Origin of the sequence: Shinella kummerowiae (assembly GCF_009827055.1) — a bacterium.
Lineage (GTDB): Bacteria > Pseudomonadota > Alphaproteobacteria > Rhizobiales > Rhizobiaceae > Shinella > Shinella kummerowiae.
This window is the reverse complement of record NZ_WUMK01000004.1, coordinates 164,648-188,841: the sequence shown is the minus strand read 5'-3', so window position 1 is coordinate 188,841 and position 24,194 is coordinate 164,648. Positions and strand designations below refer to the sequence as shown.

Annotated in this window: 26 protein-coding genes; 11 read left to right on the top strand and 15 right to left on the bottom strand. The window is 62.3% G+C overall.

Annotation, left to right across the window (positions count from 1 at the left end; all coding sequences use genetic code 11):
- Position 1: 1 nt before the first annotated feature.
- The 6 genes from clpA to GR138_RS11725 form a co-directional block, all read right to left on the bottom strand.
- The gene (gene clpA / locus GR138_RS11750) at positions 2-2,512 is read right to left on the bottom strand and encodes an ATP-dependent Clp protease ATP-binding subunit ClpA (protein WP_160859447.1); all 2,511 of its coding nucleotides are present in this window, start codon (positions 2,510-2,512) and stop codon (positions 2-4) included.
- Between the two features lie 9 nt (positions 2,513-2,521).
- Positions 2,522-2,872 carry an ATP-dependent Clp protease adapter ClpS gene (gene clpS / locus GR138_RS11745; RefSeq protein ID WP_420853638.1) on the bottom strand — a complete coding sequence of 117 codons (351 nt, stop codon included), beginning with the start codon at positions 2,870-2,872 and terminating at the stop codon, positions 2,522-2,524.
- Positions 2,873-3,138: 266 nt separating this feature from the next.
- Positions 3,139-3,492 (bottom strand): phasin family protein, encoded by a 354-nt coding sequence (locus tag GR138_RS11740; RefSeq protein ID WP_160859446.1) that lies wholly within the window; start codon positions 3,490-3,492, stop codon positions 3,139-3,141.
- A 215-nt stretch (positions 3,493-3,707) separates the two neighbouring features.
- Positions 3,708-3,911: a DUF3126 family protein gene (locus GR138_RS11735; protein ID WP_117371167.1), complete on the bottom strand. Its 204-nt coding sequence runs from the start codon at positions 3,909-3,911 to the stop codon at positions 3,708-3,710.
- 96 nt (positions 3,912-4,007) lie between these two features.
- The gene (cysE, locus tag GR138_RS11730) at positions 4,008-4,841 is read right to left on the bottom strand and encodes a serine O-acetyltransferase (protein ID WP_160859445.1); all 834 of its coding nucleotides are present in this window, start codon (positions 4,839-4,841) and stop codon (positions 4,008-4,010) included.
- A gap of 89 nt (positions 4,842-4,930) precedes the next feature.
- Positions 4,931-5,716, bottom strand: a complete 786-nt coding sequence (locus GR138_RS11725) for an alpha/beta fold hydrolase (protein WP_160859444.1) — start codon at positions 5,714-5,716, stop codon at positions 4,931-4,933.
- Positions 5,717-5,882: 166 nt separating this feature from the next.
- Here GR138_RS11725 and GR138_RS11720 point away from each other — a divergent pair, with 166 nt between their 5' ends.
- Together GR138_RS11720 and GR138_RS11715 are read left to right on the top strand one after the other, a co-directional pair.
- Positions 5,883-6,131 carry a zinc-finger domain-containing protein gene (locus GR138_RS11720; protein WP_160859443.1) on the top strand — a complete coding sequence of 83 codons (249 nt, stop codon included), beginning with the start codon at positions 5,883-5,885 and terminating at the stop codon, positions 6,129-6,131.
- Positions 6,132-6,152: 21 nt separating this feature from the next.
- A complete protein-coding gene (locus GR138_RS11715) occupies positions 6,153-7,313 on the top strand; it encodes an FAD-dependent monooxygenase (protein ID WP_160859442.1) in 1,161 nt (386 codons plus the stop codon).
- 3 nt (positions 7,314-7,316) lie between these two features.
- Here GR138_RS11715 and GR138_RS11710 read toward each other — a convergent pair whose 3' ends face one another.
- Positions 7,317-8,507: a cystathionine beta-lyase gene (locus GR138_RS11710; RefSeq protein ID WP_160859441.1), complete on the bottom strand. Its 1,191-nt coding sequence runs from the start codon at positions 8,505-8,507 to the stop codon at positions 7,317-7,319.
- 354 nt (positions 8,508-8,861) lie between these two features.
- Here GR138_RS11710 and GR138_RS11705 point away from each other — a divergent pair, with 354 nt between their 5' ends.
- The 4 genes from GR138_RS11705 (at position 8,862) to GR138_RS11690 (ending at position 13,144) form a co-directional block, all read left to right on the top strand.
- Positions 8,862-9,890, top strand: a complete 1,029-nt coding sequence (locus GR138_RS11705) for an amino acid ABC transporter substrate-binding protein (RefSeq protein ID WP_160859440.1) — start codon at positions 8,862-8,864, stop codon at positions 9,888-9,890.
- 96 nt (positions 9,891-9,986) lie between these two features.
- Complete coding sequence (locus tag GR138_RS11700; RefSeq protein ID WP_160859439.1) at positions 9,987-11,195, top strand: amino acid ABC transporter permease; 1,209 nt, start codon at positions 9,987-9,989, stop codon at positions 11,193-11,195.
- Between the two features lies 1 nt (position 11,196).
- Positions 11,197-12,351, top strand: a complete 1,155-nt coding sequence (locus tag GR138_RS11695) for an amino acid ABC transporter permease (RefSeq protein ID WP_160859438.1) — start codon at positions 11,197-11,199, stop codon at positions 12,349-12,351.
- A 16-nt stretch (positions 12,352-12,367) separates the two neighbouring features.
- Positions 12,368-13,144 (top strand): amino acid ABC transporter ATP-binding protein, encoded by a 777-nt coding sequence (locus GR138_RS11690; protein ID WP_160859437.1) that lies wholly within the window; start codon positions 12,368-12,370, stop codon positions 13,142-13,144.
- A 47-nt stretch (positions 13,145-13,191) separates the two neighbouring features.
- On the opposite strand, the gene GR138_RS11685 is transcribed toward GR138_RS11690, so the two are convergent.
- A complete protein-coding gene (locus GR138_RS11685) occupies positions 13,192-14,166 on the bottom strand; it encodes a GlxA family transcriptional regulator (RefSeq protein WP_160859436.1) in 975 nt (324 codons plus the stop codon).
- Positions 14,167-14,441: 275 nt separating this feature from the next.
- Between GR138_RS11685 and GR138_RS11680 the strand changes: the two genes are divergently transcribed.
- The 3 genes from GR138_RS11680 to GR138_RS11670 all read left to right on the top strand — a co-directional run bounded on the left by GR138_RS11680 (position 14,442) and on the right by GR138_RS11670 (position 16,275).
- Positions 14,442-14,879, top strand: coding sequence for a BA14K family protein (locus GR138_RS11680; protein ID WP_160859435.1), 438 nt, complete (start codon positions 14,442-14,444; stop codon positions 14,877-14,879).
- 240 nt (positions 14,880-15,119) lie between these two features.
- Positions 15,120-15,647, top strand: a complete 528-nt coding sequence (locus GR138_RS11675) for a GNAT family N-acetyltransferase (protein WP_160859799.1) — start codon at positions 15,120-15,122, stop codon at positions 15,645-15,647.
- 205 nt (positions 15,648-15,852) lie between these two features.
- Entirely contained in the window at positions 15,853-16,275 is a 423-nt protein-coding gene (locus GR138_RS11670; protein WP_160859434.1) for a DUF4864 domain-containing protein, read from the top strand.
- A gap of 3 nt (positions 16,276-16,278) precedes the next feature.
- On the opposite strand, the gene tgt is transcribed toward GR138_RS11670, so the two are convergent.
- From tgt to coaD, 6 genes are all read right to left on the bottom strand, one after another.
- Complete coding sequence (tgt, locus tag GR138_RS11665) at positions 16,279-17,409, bottom strand: tRNA guanosine(34) transglycosylase Tgt (protein WP_160859433.1); 1,131 nt, start codon at positions 17,407-17,409, stop codon at positions 16,279-16,281.
- Entirely contained in the window at positions 17,406-18,473 is a 1,068-nt protein-coding gene (queA, locus tag GR138_RS11660; RefSeq protein WP_160859432.1) for a tRNA preQ1(34) S-adenosylmethionine ribosyltransferase-isomerase QueA, read from the bottom strand. Before queA ends, tgt begins: the two co-directional genes overlap by 4 nt.
- 7 nt (positions 18,474-18,480) lie before the next feature.
- The gene (locus GR138_RS11655) at positions 18,481-18,930 is read right to left on the bottom strand and encodes a DMT family transporter (protein ID WP_160859431.1); all 450 of its coding nucleotides are present in this window, start codon (positions 18,928-18,930) and stop codon (positions 18,481-18,483) included.
- Positions 18,931-19,010: 80 nt separating this feature from the next.
- Complete coding sequence (locus tag GR138_RS11650) at positions 19,011-19,526, bottom strand: peptidylprolyl isomerase (RefSeq protein ID WP_069058785.1); 516 nt, start codon at positions 19,524-19,526, stop codon at positions 19,011-19,013.
- An 83-nt stretch (positions 19,527-19,609) separates the two neighbouring features.
- Positions 19,610-20,179, bottom strand: a complete 570-nt coding sequence (locus GR138_RS11645; protein WP_160859430.1) for a peptidylprolyl isomerase — start codon at positions 20,177-20,179, stop codon at positions 19,610-19,612.
- 34 nt (positions 20,180-20,213) lie between these two features.
- Positions 20,214-20,708 (bottom strand): pantetheine-phosphate adenylyltransferase, encoded by a 495-nt coding sequence (gene coaD, locus GR138_RS11640; RefSeq protein ID WP_160859429.1) that lies wholly within the window; start codon positions 20,706-20,708, stop codon positions 20,214-20,216.
- Positions 20,709-20,957: 249 nt separating this feature from the next.
- Between coaD and GR138_RS30795 the strand changes: the two genes are divergently transcribed.
- A complete protein-coding gene (locus GR138_RS30795) occupies positions 20,958-21,083 on the top strand; it encodes a hypothetical protein (RefSeq protein ID WP_276508783.1) in 126 nt (41 codons plus the stop codon).
- A 12-nt stretch (positions 21,084-21,095) separates the two neighbouring features.
- On the top strand, positions 21,096-21,242 hold the full coding sequence (locus tag GR138_RS11635; RefSeq protein WP_160859428.1) for a hypothetical protein: 147 nt from the start codon (positions 21,096-21,098) through the stop codon (positions 21,240-21,242).
- A gap of 118 nt (positions 21,243-21,360) precedes the next feature.
- On the opposite strand, the gene gyrA is transcribed toward GR138_RS11635, so the two are convergent.
- Entirely contained in the window at positions 21,361-24,141 is a 2,781-nt protein-coding gene (gene gyrA / locus GR138_RS11630; RefSeq protein WP_160859427.1) for a DNA gyrase subunit A, read from the bottom strand.
- Positions 24,142-24,194: the final 53 nt, after the last annotated feature.

Here is a 24,194-nt window from a genome sequence, read left to right as displayed (position 1 = left end):
GTTATTTTTTGCGCGGCACCTTCGGAACGGCGCTGGACTTGCGCGGCGGCTCGTCCTTCGGCTGTTCGGCCTTGGCTTCGGTCACCTTCTTCGACGACTTGGCCTTGGTCGGTGCCGCTTCGGCGGCAACGGTTTCCTTGGCCTTGCGGGGCTTGGCCTTCTTCGCGGCGGTTTCCTCGACCTCGGCCTTCGGCTTGATCGGCGCGGTTTCCGGCACGGCGTCGAGGATCAGGCCCTTCGAGCCGTCTTCCTTCGGGCCTACGGAGACGCGAACGACGCCGCCCTTCTTGAGCTTGCCGAAGAGGATTTCGTCGGCGAGCTTCTTCTTGATGTTTTCCTGGATGACACGCGCCAGCGGGCGAGCCCCCATCTTCTCGTCGTAGCCCTTCTCGGCCAGCCAGGCGATTGCCTCCTGCTGCAGGTCGAAGGTGACGTTGCGTTCGGCAAGCTGGGTTTCCAACTGCATGACGAACTTCTGCACGACCTGATGGATGACCGGCGTCGGCAGAGAGCCGAACGGGATGATCGCATCGAGACGGTTGCGGAATTCCGGCGTGAACAGGCGGTTGATCGCCTCCATGTCCTCGCCTTCGCGCTTCGACGAGCCGAAGCCGATGGCGGCCTTGGCCATGTCGGATGCGCCCGCATTGGTCGTCATGATCAGGATGACGTTGCGGAAGTCGATCTTCTTGCCGTTATGGTCGGTCAGCGAGCCGTGATCCATGACCTGCAACAGGATGTTGTAGAGGTCCGGATGCGCCTTCTCGATTTCGTCGAGCAGCAGCACGCAATGCGGATGCTGGTCGACGCCATCGGTCAGCAGGCCGCCCTGGTCGAAGCCGACATAGCCGGGAGGTGCACCGAGCAGGCGCGAAACCGTGTGCCGTTCCATGTATTCCGACATGTCGAAGCGCAGCAGTTCCACGCCGAGCGAGGCGGCAAGCTGCTTGGCGACTTCCGTCTTGCCGACGCCCGTGGGGCCGGAGAACAGGTAGCTGCCGATCGGCTTGTTCGGTTCGCGCAGGCCCGCACGGGCAAGCTTGATTGCCGATGCCAGCGCTTCGATCGCCAGATCCTGGCCATAGACCACCGAGCGCAGTTCCTTCTCCAGGTTGGAGAGCACCTGCTCGTCGTCCTTGGACACGGTCTTCGCCGGAATGCGGGCCATGGTGGCGATCGTCGCTTCGATCTCCTTCTCGGTGATCAGCTTGCGGCGCTTGCCGGCCGGCAGCAGCATCTGGGCCGCGCCGGTCTCGTCGATCACGTCGATCGCCTTGTCCGGCAGCTTGCGGTCGTTGATGTAGCGTGCCGACAATTCGACGGCCGACTTGATCGCCTCGTTGGAATACCGGAGCTTGTGGTATTCCTCGAAGTAGGGCTTCAGGCCCTTCATGATCTCGATCGTGTCGTCGATGGTCGGCTCGTTGACGTCGATCTTCTGGAAGCGGCGGACGAGCGCCCGGTCCTTTTCGAAGAACTGGCGGTATTCCTTGTAGGTCGTCGAACCGATGCAGCGGATCGCGCCGGAAGACAGCGCCGGCTTCAGGAGGTTGGACGCATCCATCGCGCCGCCGGAGGTGGCGCCGGCGCCGATGACGGTGTGGATCTCGTCGATGAACAGAACCGCACCCGGATAATCTTCCAGTTCCTTGACGACCTGCTTCAGGCGCTCCTCGAAGTCACCGCGATAACGCGTGCCGGCAAGGAGCGTGCCCATGTCGAGCGAGAAGATCGTCGCGTCGGCGAGCGCTTCCGGCACCTTGCCTTCGACGATACGCTTGGCGAGGCCTTCGGCGATGGCCGTCTTGCCCACACCCGGATCGCCCACATAGAGCGGATTGTTCTTCGAGCGGCGGCAGAGGACCTGGATGGTGCGGTTCACCTCGGCGTGGCGGCCGATGAGCGGGTCGATCTTGCCGTTCTTCGCCTTCTCGTTGAGATTCACGCAATAGGCGGTCAGCGCGTCCTGCTTCTTGGCGGCCTCTTCCGGCTCGCCGCCGTTGCGCTGCTGCTTCGTCGGCTCGCCTTCGGACTCGTCGGCACCGCGCACCGTGCGCTGCTCGGTGGAGCCGGGACGCTTGCCGATGCCATGCGAGATGAAGTTCACCGCGTCGTAACGTGTCATCTCCTGCTCCTGCAGGAAATAGGCGGCATGGCTCTCGCGCTCGGCGAAGATCGCGACGAGCACGTTGGCGCCGGTCACTTCCTCGCGTCCGGACGACTGGACATGGATCACCGCGCGCTGGATGACGCGCTGGAAGCCGGAGGTGGGCTTGGAATCTTCCTCGTAACCGGTCACCAGGTTGGCGAGGTCGTTATCGACATAATCGACGACGGTCTTGCGCAGCACGTCGAGATTGACATTGCAGGCACCCATCACGGCGGCCGCATCGGCGTCGTCGATCAACGCGAGCAGAAGGTGCTCGAGCGTCGCATATTCGTGATGACGCTCGTTCGCGTAGGTCAGTGCCTGGTGGAGCGCCTTTTCAAGGCTTGCAGAAAATGTTGGCACGGTCGTTCCTCATTTCTTTTCCATGACACATTGCAGCGGATGCTGGTGCTGGCGGGAGAAATCCATCACCTGTGTCACTTTGGTTTCGGCAACCTCGTAGGTAAACACACCACACTCGCCGACCCCATGATTGTGCACATGGAGCATGACCCGTGTGGCGGCTTCCCGGTCCTTCTGGAAGAAACGTTCCAGAATGTGGATTACAAACTCCATCGGAGTATAATCGTCATTGAGAAGCAGGACGCGGTACAGGCTCGGCTTCTTGGTCTTCGGCTTCGTGCGGGTAATGACGGAGGTGCTGCGACCGGGAGTGTCGCTGCCGCCTTCCCCATCCTGCATTCGAGCCCGTCTCACATTCATCTGTGTTCATTCCCTTGATTTCGGCCGCTTCCTTGGAGCGCACCGTTCAGCCGAGGCTGCCTTGTGGACCTGTTATCTAATGTCTCGACACACGATTGTAAGACCCCTGCTTCGCACTGCAATCATAATCGGGGACCGTCCGAAGGAAATAGCGAAATTTGCTCCCGCCGCGCCAGCCTCGCGCAACCCTCGCGACGCGAAAAGGCCGGCTGCGGTTGCCCGCAGCCGGCCGATAAACGTTATACGCGTACGCTGTACGAAGAAGATCAGGCGGCGACGGCAGCCTTGGCAGCAGCGGTCGCCTTGGCAACCGGTGCTTCGTAGGACTTGTACGTGCCCTTGGCGAGGTCGGCGTACATTTCGCTGAGCTTGGTCGCTTCGGCGACGAAGCCTTCATAGGAGGACTTCACGAAAGCCGTCTGCAGTTCGACAGCGGCTTCGACGCTCTTGACGCCAGAGAGCTTCTCGATGTGGGCAATGTTGTTTTCGAAGGACTTCTTCGAATAGTCAGCCGTCTCGGTGGCAATCGCCTGAAAGCCCTGCGCAACGGTCGTGTAGCTCTTGACGAACGAATCCACGGCTTCCTTGCTCTTCTTGTTGGCGTCATCGAAATTGAACATCGAAGTCTCCTTGATCCCGGTGATAGCCTTGAATCTATATGCAATGCACAAAAAAGTCAATGAAGATGCTGCAATGCAATATTCCGCAAACAAAGCAAGACCTTGCCCGATAGGTATGATTATTGGCGCCCGAAATGGCCGTTTTGTCGCAAAAATATAACAAAAAACCCGGCGCCATGGGCAGCCGGGTCGTTTTCTAGGCAAATGTCGACAGATCAGAGATCGATGTCGAGGATCGCCATGGAGAAGTTGTAGGAGAGTTCGCCATCCTCGTCATCGCGGAATACGACGCCCAGGAATTCATCAGCGAGATAGACTTCGGCCGATTCATCCTTGCGCGGACGGGCCTTGATGACGATCTCCTTGTTGATATTGCGCTTGAAGTAGGCCTCGAGCTTCCTGATTTCTTCCGGCTTCACGTCATGTCTCCGTCAACGTTTGATTTGCCGCGCTTCTCGCACCTGCCCCCGGTCGTGTAAACCCTCGATATCCGGCAGGCCGCGACTTTTCCCGTTTTAGAGATCGTAGTCGAAGGCGGCGAGAAGCTGGTCCATGGCGCGCGACGGCTCGTTGCAGCCCGCCTCGCCGATCACCTTGGCCGGCACGCCGGCCACCGTCGATTTCGGCGGCACGGGCTTCAGCACCACGGAGCCGGCGGCAATGCGCGAGCAATGGCCGATATGGATATTGCCGAGGATTTTTGCGCCAGCGCCGATCATCACGCCGTCGCCGATCTTCGGGTGGCGGTCGCCGCCCTCCTTGCCGGTGCCGCCGAGCGTCACGTTGTGCAGGATCGACACGTTGTCGCCGATCACCGCCGTCTCGCCGACGACGAAACCGGTGGCGTGATCGAGGAAGATGCCCTTGCCGATGCGCGCGGCCGGGTTGATGTCGGTCTGGAAGACGCTGGACGAGCGGCTTTGCAGGTAGAGCGCGAGGTCGCGGCGACCGTTGTTGTAGAGCCAGTGCGCGACACGATGGGTCTGGATGGCGTGGAAGCCCTTGAAATAGAGCACGGCATCCAGGAACCGCAGGCATGCCGGGTCACGGTCGTAGACGGCCTGGATATCGACGCGCAGGATGCCACCCCATTCCGGCCAGTCTTCCAGCATCTCGGAAAAGATCTGGTGCAGCAGGTTCGCCTGCAGGTCCGGATGATCGAGACGCTCGCAGACACGATGGATCACGCTTTCTTCCAGCGAGCGGTGGTTCAACACCGTCGAATAGAGGAAGGCCGCCAGAAGCGGCTCGGCCTGGGCGGCAACGCGCGCTTCTTCGCGCAGGCTGTCCCAGATCGGATCCATGGCCTTGAGGTTCTCGCCGGCCCTGATTTCATTTGTCGCGACCATTGCCGCACTCCTTATCGTCATTCCGGTCCGACTATAAAGCAAAGGACGGCCGAGCGAAATGGTCCGGCAGCCCTGTCGTGAACGACGCGTCAGCGAGCGTCGATTTCCGCATAGAAATCCAGCACGGCGCGCTTGAAGACCTTGTCGCCGACGGCGAGCATGTGGTCGCGGCCGGGAATGTCGAGCGCACGGGCATTCGGCATGAGATCGGCCAGTGGCTGCGGGGCGCCGGCAATGTCGTCCTTGGTGCCGACACCGATCAGCGCCGGCACGTCGATGCGTCCCATATCCGCTTCCGTCAGCAGATCGCGCGACGTCATGATACAGGCGGCGAGCGCCTGCCGGTCGGATTTCGTCTGGTCGGCAAAGGCGCGGAACATGCGCCCACGCTCATGGTCCACCACGTCGAGCGACGGCGCCAGCAGGGCATCGGCGATCGGGTCCCAGTCGCCGACACCGGTCACCATGCCGATGCCCAGCCCGCCGAACACGACGGACCGCACGCGGTGCGGATGGGCAAGCGCCATGAAGGCGGTGATGCGCGCGCCCATGGAATAGCCGAAGACATGCGCCTCGGAGATTGCGAGATGATCGAGCAGTGCGGCGGCATCGCCGGCCATCAGGGGCGGCGTGTAGAAAGCCGGGTCATGCGGCTTGGCGCTCTTGCCATGGCCGCGATTGTCCAGCGCGATGACGCGGTAGCCGGCATCGCCCAGCGTCTTCAACCAGCCGGGAAACACCCAGTTGACGTTGGCGCTGGAGGCAAAGCCGTGGATCAGCAGTACCGGATCCCCCGCGGGATCGCCTTCATCGAAGAAGGCGAGTTCGAGCCCGTCATGGGTGAAGCTGGAAAAGGCTGGAGCATCGAGGTTCATCGCGGGCCTTCTTTCGTTTTCTATCCTGCTCATAAAGCGGTTCGGCCCTGGAGAAAACGGCAGCCGCGCCGAAATCTCGCCAGACGCGACGGTTTTGCATCTACACATTTCACCGGAAGCCGACTATGGTCCGCGCCAGAAAAGACGGTATTCTACGGAGCATGACATGGCTGGCCACAGCATTCCCCATTTCCAGAACGACGGCGGCCATCGCGCAATCGAGATCGGCGTGAAGGAATTCATGTGCGTCGGTGCGTCCGTGCCTTACGACCATCCGCACGTCTTCCTCGACATGGGCGATGACAACGAAAAGGTCTGCCCGTACTGCTCAACGCTCTTCCGCTACAACCCGGCCTTCAAGGCCAGCCAGACCGATCCGGTCGGCTGCACCTTCACCAACCAGGTTGCGGCGTAACGGCCGAAAGGCCGGCACTCGATGTCTTCCGTCACATCCGCAACGATCGTCGGCGCCGGCATTGCCGGGCTGACGGCAGCGCTCGCACTTGCCCAAAAGGGCATCACCGCGCACATCCTCGAACAGGCTCCCGCCTTCGAGGAAGTCGGCGCCGGCCTGCAACTCTCGCCGAACGCGTCTCGCATCCTCGATGATCTCGGCCTTATCGACAGGCTCAGCGCCCGCTGGAGTGAGCCTGACCATATCCTGCTGTCTTCGGGAAGTTCGCTTGCGCCGCTCGCGTCAGTGCCCGCCGGCGGCGACGCCCGCACGCGCTGGGGCGCTCCCTATGGCGTGCTGCACCGCGCGGCCCTGCAAGCCGTGCTCGTGGATGCCGTTCGCCGGGAACCACTCTGCACGGTGACGACCGGCCGGCGAATCGAGACCGCCGAACAGGCGCGCGCCATCGCGCCGGCCGATATCCTCGTCGCTGCCGACGGTGTGTGGTCGCGCCTCCGGCAAGCGGTGCCGGGCGCCCTGCTCGCACGCTATTCCGGTACGGTCGCCTGGCGCTTTCTCGTGCCCTATGGCCTCGCCCCGCCGTTTCTCAACCCGCGTACCGTGACGGCATTTCTGGGTCCCCAGGCGCATCTCGTCGCCTACCCGCTTGCGGAAAGCCAGGCCTTCAACATCGTCGCCATCCACCAGCTTGCGGAAGCGCCGCCGGAAGGCTGGTCGCGACAGGGTGATGCCATGGCGCGAAAGCGCCTGCTCGACGCCTTTTCCGGCTGGCACGCCGGTATCCGCCGCCTGTTGAACGATGCGCAAGAGCCCCTGATGTGGCCGCTCTTCGAATGCCCCGATGGTGCGTGGACGAATGGACGCGAGACGGTGCTGATCGGCGACGCCGCGCATGCCATGACGCCATTTGCGGCGCAAGGCGCGGCGATGGCGATCGAGGATGCCGCATTGCTCGCCCATGTGCTTGCCGATGGAACCGACAGTGCGCAGGCGCTGCGGCGTTTCGAAACCACCCGCCGCGAACGCGTCGCCCGCGTGCGCAGCCGCGGTGCCTTCAACCGCTTCGCCTACCATGCGCGTGGCCCGATCGCGCTGGGCCGAAACCTGGTGCTGGCGCTGCGCGGACCGCAGAGCCTCGCCGCCGATCTCGACTGGCTCTACGGCTACCGCACGCCCCGCTGAGGATCAGACAGCGCGTGCCGCTGCAAGCCCGCGTTCGATATCGGCCTTGATGTCCTTCACGTCTTCCAGGCCGATCTGCAGGCGCAGAACCGGTCCCTCCTCCGGTCCCTTGGCGACGCGGCGATCCGCAAGGGTGACGTGCACCGCAAGGCACTCGAAGCCGCCCCAGGAATAACCGAGGCCGAAAATACCAAGCGCATCGAGGAATGCATGGGCCTTCGCCCGGTAACGCTCCCGCGAGCCGCCGTTCAGGACGATCGAGAAAATGCCGCTCGCGCCCTTGAAGTCGCGTTTCCAGAGATCGTGGCCCGGGAAGCTCGGCAATGCCGGGTGCAGCACGCGTGAAACGTCGTCCACGCCTTCCAGCCAGCGGGCGAGCTCCAGGGCGCTTTCCTGGTGCCGCTCCAGCCGCACGCCCATGGTGCGCAGGCCGCGCAGCACCTGATAGGCGTCATCTGGCGAGGCGCAGGTGCCGAGCGTGATCTGCGTGTCATGCAACTGTTCCCAATGCGCAGCATTGGCGGAAACGGTGCCGAACAGCACGTCCGAATGGCCGGCCGGGTATTTCGTCGCGGCATGGATGGAGACATCGACGCCGAAATCGAGCGGGCGGAAATAGAGCGGCGTCGCCCAGGTGTTGTCCATGGTGACGACCGCGCCATGCTGGTGCGCAACCGCCGCGATGGCCGGGATATCCTGCATCTCGAAGGTGTTCGAGCCGGGCGCCTCTGTGTGGACCAGCCTGGTGTTCGGCTTGATCAGCGCCGCGATTCCCGCGCCGATCATCGGATCGTAATATTCCACCGTCACGCCGAGGCGCTTCAGCATCGTGTCGCAGAAATGGCGGGTCGGGTGATAGACCGAATCGACAATGAGCGCATGGTCGCCAGCCGAGAGATAGGCCAGGAACGGCACGGTGACGGCCGCCAGGCCCGAGGGCACGAGAATGGTGCCGGCCGAGCCTTCCAGTTCATCGATGGCGGCGCAAAGCGCGTCCGTGGTGGGCGTTCCGCGTGTGCCGTAGGTATATTTCTGCGCCCGGTTCTCCATCGTCGCGGCATTCGGGAAAAGCACGGTCGAGGCGTGTACCACAGGCGGATTGACGAAACCGTGATAGTCCGCCGGGTCGTTTCCGGCATGGGCAAGGCGGGTGTTCACGCCGGCGCCGGCGAGGATTTCGTCTCTGTTTTTCATGGATCGGTCCGAAGAGAGGCAAGAGGGATTGAGCCGCCGACTTTTCGCCAGCGAAACCGGCAGGTCAACCCCTGCATGAACGGGCGGCGCGATATCCAAAGCGCTTCAAATGGGAAAGACGCGATTTTTTTGAGCGATTTACTGCACAAATCCCCGGTTTTTTGCCCAAAATCCCGCCAAGCGCCGACAAATTTAGGTTACCGACCGGAAAATGGTCAGGATCACTTGACCCTGCGAAATTTTGAGCATGAGATAAGCAACCTCGCGCCGGGAGGGTGGCGAGTTCCGCAACGCGATCATCAGGATCGCGTGATCAGCGGACAAAACAAAGACAACAGAAAAAGGTTGTAAAAAATGGCAAAAAAAATCGTGACGGCGCTCGTTGGTGCAGCCGTTCTGGGGCTTGGCGCAACGGCAGCACAGGCCGACACGCTCGGTGACGTAAAGGCAAAGGGCTTCGTACAGTGCGGCGTGAACGGTTCGAACCTTGCCGGCTTCGGCGCACAGGATTCGGCCGGCAACTGGGCCGGTCTCGACGTTGACCTCTGCAAGGCTGTGGCTGCTGCCGTCTTCGGCGACGCCACCAAGGTAAAGTACACGCCGCTCTCGGCCAAGGACCGCTTCCCGGCCCTGCAGTCCGGCGAAATCGACATTCTCGCCCGCAACACCACCTGGAGCGTCAGCCGCGATTCGCAGCTCGGCTTCGATTTCCGTGCCGTGAACTATTATGACGGCCAGGGCTTCATGGTGAAGAAGGAACTCGGCGTGAAGTCGGCGCTGGAACTGTCCGGCGCCTCCGTCTGCGTCCAGTCCGGCACGACGACCGAACTCAACCTCGCCGATTACTTCCGCGCGAACAACATGGACTTCAAGCCGGTCGTTTTCGAAGCGCAGGATGAAGCCGACGCCGCCTACAATGCCGGCCGTTGCGACGCCTACACGACGGACGCCTCGGGCCTCTACTCGATCCGCCTGAAGATGGCCAACCCGGACGACCACATGGTTCTGCCGGAAATCATCTCCAAGGAACCGCTCGGCCCGGCCGTTCGCCAGAACGACTCCAAGTGGTTCGACATCGTGACCTGGTCGCACTATGCGATGGTGGCTGCCGAGGAATTCGGCATCACGACGGCGAACGTCGAAGAGATGAAGAAGTCCGCCAACCCGGACATCAAGCGCTTCCTCGGCGAAGAAGCTGACTCGACCATCGGTGCCGACCTCGGCCTGCCGAAGGACTGGGCCGTGCAGATCATCAAGGCTGTTGGTAACTACGGCGAATCCTTCGAGCGCAATGTCGGCGAAGGCTCGCCGCTCAAGATCGCCCGCGGCCTGAACGGCCTGTGGACGAAGGGCGGCCTGCAGTACGCCCCGCCGATCCGCTAAGCGGCTGATCGACACCAATCCGGGAGGGCAGATCATTGCCCTCCCCTTTTAACAAACGCCCGGAAAACAGGGCGAACACAAGCTCAGGGGAAATGCATGGCTCTTGCGGATGCCCGAACAGGGTCCGGCGAACCGCCGAAGGTATCTCTTCTCTACAATCCCGCGTTGAGAAGCATCGTCTATCAGGTCGTGACGCTCGTCGTGATCGTCGCCGCGGTCTGGTACGCGTGGAACAACGTCGTCCAGAACCTGGCCCGCGCCAACATGACGGCGGGTTTCGGCTTCCTGAACAGCCGCGCCGGCTTCGATCTCGCGCAGACCCTGATCGCCTATTCGAGCGACTCGACCTATTTCCGCGCGCTTCAGGTCGGCCTCATCAACACGCTCGTCGTGGCCGCCGCCGGCATCGTCACCGCGACGATCGTCGGCCTGCTCGTCGGCATCGGGCGCCTGTCGCATAACTGGCTGATCGCGCGGCTCTGCACGGTCTATGTGGAAATCTTCCGCAACATTCCTCCGCTGCTGGTCATCTTCTTCTGGTATCTCGGCGTTCTCGCCCTGCTGCCCTCGATCCGCACCATCTTCCAGCACGTCAAGGATGACCCGAACGCGGTCTTCTTCATCTCGAACCGCGGCATCTACATGCCGGCGCCAATTTTCGGCGAGGGTTTCGGGGTGGTGCTTGCAGCCTTCGTGATCGGCATCATCGCGGCGATCGGCTTCACAATCTGGGCAAATGCCCGCCAGCGCGCCACGGGCAAGCGCCCGCCGGTGCTTTGGGTCAATCTCGGCCTGATCCTGCTCTTCCCGCTGATCGTCTTCGTCGCGGTGGGAAGCCCGCTCAGCCTCGATTATGCCGTGCCCGGCTCCTTCAACATGAAGGGCGGCATGGTCATCGGGCCGGAATTCCTCGCGCTTTACCTCGCTCTTTCGCTCTACACGGCCTCCTTCATCGCCGAGATCGTGCGCGCCGGTATCCGCGGCGTGTCAAAGGGGCAGTCGGAAGCCTCCTATGCGCTCGGTCTGCGTCCCGGCCAGGCCACCCGCCTCGTCGTGCTGCCGCAGGCGCTGCGGATCATCATTCCGCCGCTCACCTCGCAATATCTCAATCTCATCAAGAACTCTTCGCTCGCGGTGGCCGTCGGTTATGCCGACCTCGTCGCGGTCGGCGGCACCATCCTCAACCAGTCCGGCAAGTCGATCGAGATCATCTCGATCTGGATGCTGATCTATGTCTCGATCAGCCTCATCACCTCGCTGTTCATGAACTGGTTCAACGCCAAGATGGCATTGGTGGAGCGCTGATATGGCCGAAAGTATTACCTACGTCCGCGAAGACTTCCTCGAGCCGGAGAAGGCACCGCTGTCCGACTCGTCGGCCATCGGCTGGATCCGCAAGAACCTGTTCGCCTCGGTGAAGGACAGTATCCTGTCGCTTCTCGCGCTGGCTGCGCTGGTCTATTTCCTGCCGGGCCTCATCAACTGGCTGTTCGTATCGGCCGTCTGGATCGGCGCAGACCGCACGGCCTGCCTCACCGTCGACCAGGGCGGCCAGCTTCCGGCCGGCTGGAGCGGTGCCTGCTGGGCCTATGTCGGCGACCGCTTCGTGCAGTTCATGTTCGGCTCCTATCCGCGCGACGAACTGTGGCGGCCGTTACTGGTCGTGGCCATGTTCGTCGGGCTGCTCGTCCCCTTCCTGATGCCGAAGGTACCGCGCAAGGGGCTGAATGCCATCCTGCTGCTGATCGTCCTGCCGGTCATCGCCTTCTTCCTGCTGCTCGGCGGCGTGTTCGGCCTGCGGCATGTCGAGACGTCGCTGTGGGGCGGCCTGATGGTCACGCTGATCATCTCCTTTGTCGGCATCACGGTCTCGTTGCCTGCCGGCATTCTGCTGGCGCTCGGCCGCCGGTCGCAGATGCCGGTGCTGAAGACGGTGTGCGTCGCCTTCATCGAACTGATCCGCGGCGTGCCGTTGATCACCGTTCTCTTCATGGCCAGCGTGCTGCTGCCGCTGTTCCTCGAGCCCGGCAACAACATCGACAAGTTCCTGCGCGCGCTGATCGGGGTGTCGATCTTCGCGTCCGCCTATATGGCGGAGGTTATTCGCGGTGGTCTTCAAGCCATTCCGAAAGGACAATATGAAGCGGCCGATGCACTTGGTCTAAACTACTTCCACAAAATGACCTTCGTGGTGCTTCCGCAGGCCATCAAACTCGTGATCCCGGGCATCGTGAACACCTTCATCGGCATGTTCAAGGATACCTCCCTCGTCACGATCATTTCGATGTACGACCTGCTCGGTATCGTGAAGGCAAGTTTTGGGGATTCTGGCTGGATCACGCCGGTCACGCCGCTAACGGGCCTGATCTTCGCCGGCTTCACGTTCTGGATTTTCTGCTTCGGCATGTCGCGCTATTCGGCCTTCGTTGAACGCCGGCTCGACAAGGGCCACAAAAGATAACTGAGAGGAAACAACAATGGCCAACCAAGCCCAGGCGCAAAAGCTGGCGGTCTCCACGACGGACGTCGCCGTCGAGATCACCAACATGAACAAGTGGTACGGCGATTTCCACGTGCTGCGCGACATCAATCTGAAGGTGATGAAGGGCGAGCGCATCGTCATCGCCGGCCCGTCGGGCTCCGGCAAGTCGACGATGATCCGCTGCATCAACCGGCTGGAGGAACACCAGAAGGGCTCGATCGTCGTCGATGGCATCGAACTGACCAACGACCTGAAGAAGATCGACGAGGTGCGCCGCGAAGTCGGCATGGTGTTCCAGCACTTCAACCTGTTCCCGCACCTGACGATCCTGGAGAACTGCACGCTGGCGCCGATCTGGGTGCGCAAGATGCCGAAGAAGGACGCCGAGGAAGTGGCGATGCACTACCTGAAGCGCGTCAAGATTCCGGAACAGGCACACAAATATCCGGGCCAGCTTTCCGGCGGCCAGCAGCAGCGCGTGGCGATCGCCCGTTCGCTGTGCATGAAGCCGAAGATCATGCTGTTCGACGAGCCGACCTCCGCACTCGACCCGGAAATGGTGAAGGAAGTGCTCGACACGATGGTGTCGCTGGCCGAAGAGGGTATGACCATGCTGTGCGTAACGCACGAAATGGGTTTTGCCCGCCAGGTCGCCAACCGCGTCATCTTCATGGACCAGGGCCAGATCGTCGAACAGAATTCGCCGGCCGAGTTCTTCGACAATCCGCAGCACGAGCGCACCAAACTCTTCCTCAGCCAGATCCTGCACTAGGCGGATCGGCATGGAGATCGAAAGGCGGGCCGAACAGCCCGCCTTTTTCATTTCGGGCGCAGTTCCGCCCGCAGTTTCAGTGGGCTCGCCCCGAAATGATGGCGAAAGGCGCGGGAAAAGGCGGACAGGCTGTCAAAGCCGCTGCGCAGCGCCACGTCCTGGATCGACAGCGGCGTATCGCGCACCATCCGCTGCGCGGCCGTCAGCCGCAGCCGCAGGTAATACTTTCCGGGCCCGATGCCGAGGCGGTTAGTAAACAGCGTCTCCAGCTTGCGCGTCGAAAAGCCGAGCCGCCGGGCAAGGGCCGCGATGGTCAGCGGCCGGTCGATCGTGCGCTCCATCAGGCGGATGGCGGCGGCGAGTTCCGGCTGGTGTTCCCCCAGCCGGCCAAGCGAGACGAGTGGCTGCGCATCCGTTGCCGCATGGGTTTCGTCATAGACGAAGACGCTCGCCACATCGAGCGCCACCGCCGAGCCGAACTGCTCGCGCACCAGATGCAACATCATGTCGAAGGTCGGCGACGCGCCGCCCGATGTCCATAGCGGGCCATCGGTGACAAAGCGGTCGGCCCGCACGTTGAGCGCCGGAAAGGCGGCCGCGAAATCCTCGAGTTCTTCCCAATGCGCCGTCGCGTCGCGGCCATCGAGCAGGCCGGACCGCGCCAGCAGCCAGCAGCCCGACTCGATGCCGGCAACCACGCCGAAGCGCCGCGCCACCTTCTTGAGCCGGGCAACGAAAGTGCGGTCGGCATGACGATCCTGGTTGAAGCCGGCGATCAAAAGCAGCGCGTCGCCGCTGGTCACGTCGGCAAAGTCCCCGTCCACCCGGATTTCCAGGCCACAGGTCAGCAGGACGGGTTTGCCCTGCGGCGACAGGATCTTCCAGCGGAAAACCGGCTCCGGCACGACGCGATTGGCGGCGCGCATCGGGTCAAGGGCCGAGGCAAGCGACATGATCGACGATTCAGGCAGGAGGACGATCGTGACGTCGAGCGGCCCCTGCCGATGCACCTTTTTGCTCATGAAGAAATTGTCAAAAAAGATGCGGATTATGTCAATCGATAAAAGCGCGTTCGGGCATGATCGGCCGCACAGGAGATCCGGAGATGCAGCCGGATTGCGGTGAGAACCCCTGTACCCCGAACACCCTGATCCGCATTTACCGGAACGGGTTGGCGAGCCGACGAGGCGGACCAACCCGTTTTTTTTGTTTTGGAAATGGTGACGTTCAACATCGCGATGGGAACCAAGTCCCCTGTGCCGCGTTCTGCTGCCGAACAATTTAGAAAGGTTGTGCCATGTTTAACCTCAAGACCGGTCTTGCCGCTGGGCTTCTCTCCCTTGCCGTTGGACTGACATCGGTCGTTCCGGCCCAGGCGGTGACATTTGCCCGCGTGCCCGTTCCGGAAGCATCCTCCGTTGAACAGGTCCAGTATCGCTACGAGCGCCGTCGCGACCGGTATGAACGCCGGGCGGACCGCCGCCGCTGGCATGGTCACCGCGGCTACCGCGATTATCGTCCCGGCTATCGCCGTCACTCGGATGGCTGGTGGTATCCGCTTGCTGCCTTCGGCCTGGGTGCGGCAATCGGCGGTGCGATCGCCAACCAGCCGCAGGCTGGCGGCAATTCGCATGTGAACTGGTGCTCCAACCGCTACCGCTCATACCGCGCCTACGACAATACGTTCCAGCCGAACTACGGCCCGCGCAAGGCGTGCATCTCGCCCTACTCGTAAGACGGACCCGCTGACTGCGGGGGGGCCTGATGAACTGGCTAAAGCCCGCCTCGGCGGGCTTTTTCATATCGGTTTGAAAGATGTGCCAATCAGGAATCCGGTGGAGCGCACGAGGGAACTGTCGACTATGTCAATCTTTCCAGTGTAGGTTGTCGGGAATCCAGTCTTGTTCCGTCAAACTCAGAGCCGGCTTTCTTCTTGAACACGCACAGTCTCCGATCTTCCGCTACCAACGGTCCGATGCCCAATATACCTGTCCTTGAAACCGACCGCCTCGTGCTGCGAGGCTTTCGAGCCGACGATCTTGATGCAATGACGGCGATGTGGAGCATGCCAGAGGTTGTCCGCTACGTTGCCGGCGTCCCCCTGTCGCGGGAACAGTCGTGGGTCCGCTTGCTTCGCCATATCGGCATGTGGAGCGTCATGGGCTTCGGCTTCTGGGCGATCACGGAAAAGGCGTCCGGACAGCTCATCGGAGAAGCCGGTTTCCATGAGATGCGCAGGGGCTTCGTCCCCAGCATCGAAGGCACGTTGGAGGCAGGTTGGGGTCTGATCCCGGAATACCACGGGCGCGGCTATGCCAGCGAGGTGCTGGAGACGACGTTGCCCTGGGCAGAGGCCAACCACCGCGGTGTTCCCATCACCTGCATCATCGATCCCGACAATGCGGCCTCCATACGCCTTGCAGAGCGGCATGGTTTCCAGGAGTTCGCCCGGTCGACCTACCAGGATTCGGACATCGTGGTCTTTCGCAGGAGCGCAGCATAGGAACGGGCGTCACGTTCGCTGCCTCTGTATTCGCCTAGCCCCCACATCACGGATACGTGATAGTGATGTTTTTATTTAAAAAATAAAAACATCACTTTGTTTTTACTGGAATTTTTTTATTTCATCGCACTGACCTTCCCGGAAAAGGGCAGCCCCTTGAAAATCCCCGTGCTACTCTACCTTCCATCGAAAAGGAGTGCGCGCCATGAAATTGCCTGCCGCCTTATTCCTTTGCATTCTCACCATCACGCTACCGTCCTCCTTCGCCCGGGCGGAGGAGCCCGTTGATACAGCACAGTCCATCATCCAGAACCAGATCGATGCCTTCCTGAACGATGATGCGAAAACGGCCTATTCCTTCGCTTCGCCCACCATCCGCGGTAAATTCCCGAGCGAGAGCGCCTTCTTCGACATGGTGAAGAAGGGTTATGCGCCGGTCTACCGGCCGGGCAATTTTGCCTTCGGCCGCTCGAAGGTCGCGGGCGATACGGTGGTGCAGGAGGTGCTGATTTCCGGGCCGGACGGCAAGGATTGGACGGCGCTCTACCAACTCGTAAAGCAGCCGGATGGCAGCTACAAGATCAACGGCGTGCACATGGTGCGCGCCGCGCCGGGCCCGGAAATCTGATCGTCACAGGGGAGCGAGATCGCCCCTCGCCCATTCTTCCTGCGTCTGCGCCATGAAATCGGCGAAACGGCCTTCTTCGATCGCCTTGCGGATGCCGGCCATCAGGTCCTGGTAGTAGGACAGATTGTTCCATGTCAGCAGCATGCCGCCGAGTGATTCGTTGGCGCGCACGAGGTGATGCAGATAGGCGCGCGAATAGTCGCGGGCGGCCGGGCAGCTTGATTCCTCGTCGAGCGGACGCATGTCTTCCGCATGGCGGGCGTTGCGCAGGTTGATGCGGCCGCGGCGGGTGAAGGCAAGGCCGTGGCGGCCGGAACGGGTCGGCATCACGCAGTCGAACATGTCGACGCCGCGCGCGACGGATTTCAGCATGTCGTCCGGCGTGCCGACGCCCATCAGGTAACGCGGCTTTTCGGCCGGCATATGGGGAATTGTCGTGTCGATCATGTCGAGCATGACCTCTTGCGGCTCGCCGACGGCAAGGCCGCCGATGGCATAGCCCTTGAGGTCGAGCGCGGCCAGTGCCTGCGCCGAGCGCACGCGCAGATGCGGAATGTCGCCGCCCTGCACGATGCCGAACATCGCCTTGCCGGGCTGGTCACCAAAGGCAACCTTGCAACGCTCGGCCCAGCGCAGCGACATTTCCATCGCCCGCTCGATTTCCTTTGGTGAGGCCGGCAGCGCCACGCATTCGTCGAGCTGCATCTGGATATCGCTGCCGAGCAGGCCCTGGATCTCGATCGACCGCTCCGGCGACATGTGATGCAACGCGCCGTCGACATGGCTCTTGAAGGTCACGCCCTGTTCGTCGAGCTTGCGTAGGCCGGAAAGCGACATGACCTGGAAACCGCCGGAATCCGTCAGGATCGGATGCTTCCAGCGGATAAGCTCATGCAGACCGCCAAGCCGCGCAACGCGCTCGGCACCCGGCCGCAGCATCAGATGATAGGTGTTGCCGAGGATGATGTCGGCACCGAGGTCGCGCACCTGGTCGAGATACATCGCCTTGACGGTGCCCACGGTTCCCACGGGCATGAAGGCCGGCGTGCGGATGGTGCCGCGCGGCATGGAGACCTCGCCGCGGCGTGCCTTGCCATCGGTGGCGGTGAGTTTGAACTGGAATGTTTCGGTCATCGGTCGTTCCGGAAAAGCAGGCTGGAGTCGCCGTAAGAATAGAAGCGGTAGCCGGTGTCGATCGCATGCGCATAGGCGCCACGCATCGTCTCGAGGCCGGAGAAGGCCGATACAAGCATGAACAGCGTCGATTTCGGCAGATGAAAATTGGTCATCAGCATATCGGCGGTGCGGAAACGATAGCCTGGCGTGATGAAGATGCCCGTGGCACCCGACCACGGCTTGATCGTGCCATCCGCGTCGGCCGCACTTTCGAGCAAGCGCAACGACGTCGTGCCGACGGAGACGATGCGCCCGCCCCTCGCGCGCACCGCGTTGAGCGCGGCAGCGGTCTCCTGCGAGACATAACCGATTTCCTCGTGCATGACGTGCTCGGTCGTGTCGTCCGCCTTGACCGGCAGGAAGGTGCCGGCGCCGACATGCAGCGTTACGAAATGCCGCTCGACACCCAGCGCATCGAGCTTTTCGAAAAGCGCGTCGGTGAAGTGCAGGCCGGCGGTGGGCGCGGCAACGGCGCCCTCCTCGCGGGCATAGATGGTCTGGTAGTCACGGCGGTCCGCCTCGTCGTCCTCGCGCTTCGACGCGATATAGGGCGGCAGCGGGATATGGCCGACCATGGCGATGGCGCGGTCGAGGTCAGGGCCAGAGGCATCGAAGTGGAGCGTGACGTCGCCACCCTCACCCTTCGCCTCGACGGTCGCGGAGAGATCGCCGCCCGCACCGAAGGTGATGCGGTCGCCGATCTTGATGCGTTTGCCGGGCTTGGCAAAGGCCTTCCACCGGTCGCCGGCAATGCGCATGTGCAGCGTCGCGGAAACCTTCTGGCCGCCAGCGCCGTCGCGGTGGCGGATGCCTTCCAACTGGGCGGGAATGACGCGCGTGTCGTTGAACACCAGCGCATCGCCCGCGCGCAGAAGCGACGGCAGGTCGCCGACGGTCCGGTCTTCGTAGGGGGCATCCGTCCGGGGGCGTACGACGAGGAGTTTCGCGGCCTCGCGCGGGCTGACCGGGCGAAGCGCGATGTTGGCTTCCGGGAGATCGAAATCGAAGAGGTCGACGCGCATGAAACCCTCAGTAGAAGCGGATCATCAGCGCGCCGACGACGAGCAACATCGCACCGGCGATGCGGCCGACGGAAACTTCTCGCACCGCCATGCCGAGGAAGCCGATGCGATCCAGGAGGATGCCGGCGAGAAGCTGGCCGGAGACGGCGAAGGCCATGACGGCGGCAGCGCCGATGCGCGGCGTCAGGAAGATTGCGGTGGTGACATAGACCGTGCCGAGCGCGCCGCCGGCGAAGTACAGCCAGGCGGCAGGTCCGCGCCAGTCGGGTCCCCGGCCTTCAAACGAGGCGGTGGCCAGCACGACGATGGCGAGGATGATGGCGCCGGACAGGAAGGACACACAGGCAGCCGCCACCGGCATGCCCAGCCCGCGGCCGAGCATGGCATTGATCGGAGCCTGGATTGCGATGCACGCGCCGGCCGCAACGCCGAGCAGCGCCCAGAGGAAAGCAGCCATATCGACTTGTCTCTTGAAAAGCGCACAAAGAAAAACCGCGCCCGCCGTGGCGAGCGCGGTCGAAATCGATCGTTCCTGTATCAGGCAGCCGCGTCGGCGGCAACCTTCATCGAGACGATGGTGTCAGGATCGCGCACCGGCTCGCCGCGCTTGATCTTGTCGATATTGTCCATGCCTTCGATGACCTGGCCCCAGACCGAATACTGCTTGTTGAGCCACGGGCTGTCCGTGAAGCAGATGAAGAACTGCGAGTTGGCCGAGTTCGGCATCTGGCTGCGGGCCATCGAGCACGTGCCGCGCACGTGGCTCATGTTGGAGAATTCGGCCTTCAGGTCCGGCTTTTCCGAGCCGCCCATGCCGGCGCGGGCCGGGTTGAAGTCCTTGCCGCCGGTCTTGCCGTACTGCACGTCGCCGGTCTGGGCCATGAAGTCTTCGATCACGCGGTGAAAGACGACGCCGTCATAGGCGCCTTCGCGCGTCAGTTCCTTGATGCGCGCCACGTGGCCCGGTGCGAGATCCGGAAGCAGCTGGATGACAACCTTGCCCTTCGTCGTCTCCATGATGATGGTGTTTTCCGGATCTTTGATCTCGGCCATGGTCTTTCTCCTTCAAAAGTCTGTTGCGCAAGAGGTGTGGCACGGTTTTGCGATTACAACCGGCGACACATCAAAAAGTGGGATTATTTGCCGACCGTGACCTTGACCATGCGGTCGGGGTCGGTGACGGAGCCGTTGTTGGCGTCATCGCCGCGCTTGATCTTGTCGACGTTCTCCATGCCGGAGACGACCTTGCCGACGACCGTGTACTGGCCGTTCAGGAAGTCGCCTGGCGCGAACATGATGAAGAACTGCGAGTTGGCGGAATTCGGATCCTGCGACCGCGCCATGCCGACCGTGCCGCGCTGGAAGGGCACCTCGGAGAATTCTGCCGGCAGGTCCGGCTGGCTGGAACCGCCCGTGCCGGCCGCCTGCGCCTGGTAGCCGTCCGCCATGTCGCCATACTGCACGTCGCCGGTCTGGGCCATGAAGCCTTCGATGACGCGGTGGAAGGCGACGTTGTCGTATTCGCCGGCGGCGGCGAGCGCCTTCATGCGCTCGACGTGCTTCGGCGCCACCTTGGAATCAAGCTCGATGACGACCGGGCCGTCCTTCAGCTGGATCGTGAGGAAATCGGCGGCCTGGGCAACGACGGCGCCTGTGGTCGTCGCGAGGAACAGGGCTCCGGCGAAAGCAAGGCGAAGGATGTTCATGATAGCTCCCTTGAGGGGTTCAGGATGATTGTGCTCAGCTCTTCTTGCGGGCATTCAAAGCCGCAAAGACGGGCGCCGGAACGAAGGCGCTGACATCGCCGCCCATGGCCGCGATCTGGCGGACCAATGTGGCGGTAATGGGCCGCGAGGCAACGCCGGCCGGCAGAAAGACGGTCTGCACGTCGGGCGCCATCTGGCGATTCATGCCGGCCATCTGCATTTCATAGTCGAGATCCGTGCCGTCACGCAGCCCGCGGATGAGCAGGCGGGCATTGTGGCTGCGCGCCGCATCGACAACCAGATTGGCGAAGGACACGACACTGACATCGTCTGCCCGGTCCGGCAGCGTTCCGGCGATGGATTGACGGATGAGGTCGGCGCGTTCCTCGAAGGAGAACATCGGGGTCTTGCCGGGATGGATCCCGATCGCCACGATCACCTTGGGCGCCACGTTCAGCGCCTGCGCGAGAACATCGATATGGCCGTTGGTGATCGGATCGAAAGAGCCAGGATAGAAGGCAACTGTCATCGGCAGGGTCCCGTTTGCCGCCTTTTGTCATGGACGGCGCCAAATCGCAAGGCTCCGCAAGGCTGTGCCCGCAACTGTCCCCGGTCGCGAAGATGAACTCTCGGTGAACAGACTGTTCAAGTCCGTTTCAGCACACCATGTCTAAATAGCGAGTATGAAGGACGGGAACAAAGGTCGCAGTCGCGCATTGTACCGTCCGAACACCAAGAACCAAGTATTGCGTTTCCTCTGGCTGGAAGGAACACGAAAATGGCACTGGCACTTCTTTGCATGACGATGTTCATCGCGCTCAGCGTTGCGACGATCCATGCCCTGCGGCAAGAGGATCGCCCCATCACGCCAAAGGCCGTCGGCCGTGGCAAGTGGCTGCGTTGAGTGGAGACCATGATGGCTGCCCTTACCATACTTTTCACAGTTTTTATCAGCGCCGTCTTCACCTTCGACTTTGCGCGCACGATCATCGAACTGAAACGTGACCGTGCAGCCTTGAAGGTGGTGAAGCTGAAAACAGAAGCAGGCGGCTTCGGCGTTTAACGCCCCCTTGCCGCCGATTGAGCGGGTGGCCTTTCCTCCAGGCCGCCCGCACATACAAAAGCCGGACGGTCGTTCCCTGCCCGTCCGGCTTTTCCATTTCTATAGTGGCGTGAAGGGCTTATTCCTCGGCGGGCGGCGCTGCATCTCCCGCTTCGATCTCACCTTCGACGCCGATCTCTTCCACATCATCCTCGCCTTCCGGCTCACTGATGCGCTCGACCGACACGACCTTCTCGTCCTTGGCAGTGGAGAAGATCGTCACGCCCTTCGTCGCGCGGCTGGCGATGCGAATGCCATCGACCGGCACGCGGATCAGCTGGCCGCCGTCCGAGACGAGCATGAGCTGGTCCTTGTCCTCGACCGGGAAGGCCGCGACGACTTCGCCGATCTCATTGGTCTTCGAGGTATCCGTGGCGCGGATCCCCTTACCGCCACGACCCGACGTGCGGAAGTCGTAGGAGGAGGAGCGCTTGCCGAAGCCCTTCTGCGACACAGTCAACACGAACTGTTCGCGCGCCTTCAGTTCCTGATAGCGCTCTTCGGGCAGGTCGCCGATTTCGCCGACCTCTTCACCGACCAGCGCGATATCCTCCTCGTCGACACCGCTGGCGCGGCGTTCGGCGGCGGAGCGCTTGAGGTAGGCGGCGCGTTCCCACGGCTCGGCATCGACATGGCTGACGATCGTCATCGAGATGATGCGGTCGCCGGAGCCAAGCGAGATGCCGCGCACGCCGACCGAGTTGCGGCCGGCAAAGACACGCACGTCATCGACCGGGAAGCGGATGCACTGGCCGAGCGCCGTCGTCAGCAACACGTCGTCCTGCTCCGTGCAGGTCTCGACGTTGAGGATTTCGTCACCCTCTTCCTCGAGCTTCATCGCGATCTTGCCGTTGCGGTTGACCTGGACGAAGTCGCTGAGCTTGTTGCGGCGAACCGTGCCGCGCGTCGTCGAGAACATGACGTCGAGGTTTTCCCACGTCGTTTCATCCTCGGGCAACGGCATGATCGTCGTGATGCGTTCGCCGGGCTCGATCGGCAGCATGTTGATGAGTGCCTTGCCCTTCGACTGCGGTGTGCCGATCGGCAGGCGCCAGACCTTCTCCTTGTAGACGATGCCACGCGAGGAGAAGAACAGCACCGGCGTATGCGTGTTGGCAACGAACAGACGGGTTGCGAAATCCTCGTCCTTCATGGCCATGCCGGAGCGGCCCTTGCCGCCACGGCGCTGCGCGCGATAGGTCGCGAGCGGCACGCGCTTGACATAACCGGCATGCGACACGGTAACGACCATGTCCTCACGGGCGATCAGGTCCTCGTCGTCCATGTCCGGACCGCCCTCGACGATCTCGGTGCGGCGCGGCGTGCCGAACTCGTCGCGCACGGCAATAAGCTCGTCCTTGACGATCGTCATGATGCGCAGGCGCGACGAAAGGATATCGAGGTAATCCTTGATCTCCTCGCCGATCTTGTTGAGTTCTTCGTCGATCTCGTCACGGCCGAGTGCCGTGAGACGGGCGAGACGCAGTTCGAGGATGGCGCGAGCCTGCTCCTCGGAGAGATTGTAGGTGCCGTCCTCGTTGATGCGATGACGAGGGTCGTCGATGAGCTTGATCAGCACATCAACGTCCTTTGCCGGCCAGCGGCGCTCCATCAATTGCTCGCGCGCCGTCTGCGGATCGGGCGCACGGCGAATAAGGGCGATCACCTCGTCGATATTGGCGACGGCGATGGCGAGGCCGACCAGGACATGGGCACGGTCACGCGCCTTGCGCAGCAGATATTTCGTACGGCGGCTGACGACTTCCTCGCGGAACGAGACGAAGGCGCGCAGCATGTCGAGCAGCGTCATCTGCTCCGGCTTGCCGCCGTTCAGCGCCACCATGTTGCAGCCGAAGGAGGTCTGCAGCGGCGTGTAACGGTAGAGCTGGTTGAGGATAACCTCGGCATTGGCATCGCGCTTCAGCTCGATGACGACGCGGTAGCCATCGCGGTCGGATTCGTCGCGCAGATCTGAAATGCCCTCGATGCGCTTGTCGCGCACCAGCTCGGCCATCTTCTCGATCATCGTCGCCTTGTTCACCTGGAAGGGAACTTCCGTGACGATGATCTGCTCGCGGTCGCCGCGCATCGGCTCGATGGTGGCGCGGCCGCGCATGACCACGGAGCCGCGGCCGGTCTCGTAGGCCTGGCGGATGCCGGCGCGGCCGAGAATCAGGGCGCCGGTCGGAAAATCGGGACCGGGAATGTGCTGCATCAGGTCGAGCAACTCGATCGCCGGATTGTCGATCAGTGCGATACAGCCGTTGATGACTTCGATCAGGTTGTGCGGCGGAATGTTCGTCGCCATGCCGACGGCGATACCGCCAGCGCCATTGACCAGCAGGTTCGGAAACTTTGCCGGAACGACGACGGGTTCGCTCATCGTGCCGTCGTAGTTGTCGCGGAAGTTGACGGTTTCCTTGTCGAGGTCGTCGAGCAGCGAGTGTGCCGCCTTTTCCAGACGGCATTCCGTATAACGCTGGGCTGCCGGCGGGTCGCCGTCGATGGAGCCGAAATTGCCCTGACCGTCGATCAGCGGCAGGCGGAGCGACCAATCCTGCGCCATGCGGGCAAGCGCATCATAGATCGCCGAGTCTCCGTGCGGATGGTATTTACCCATCACGTCACCGGTCACGCGCGCCGACTTCACGTATTTCTTGTTCCAGTCGACGCCCATCTCGCTCATCGAGTAGAGGATGCGCCGGTGCACGGGCTTCAGGCCGTCGCGCACATCGGGCAGCGCGCGGGACACGATCACGCTCATCGCGTAGTCGAGATACGACCGCTGCATTTCCTCGATGATGGAAATAGGCTCAATGCCGGGTGGGTTTTTGCCGCCGGGTGTCGATTGCTCTGTCAATTTTGATCACGATCGTTGTTCAGAATCAGTCTTGATTTATAGCCTACCGGCGC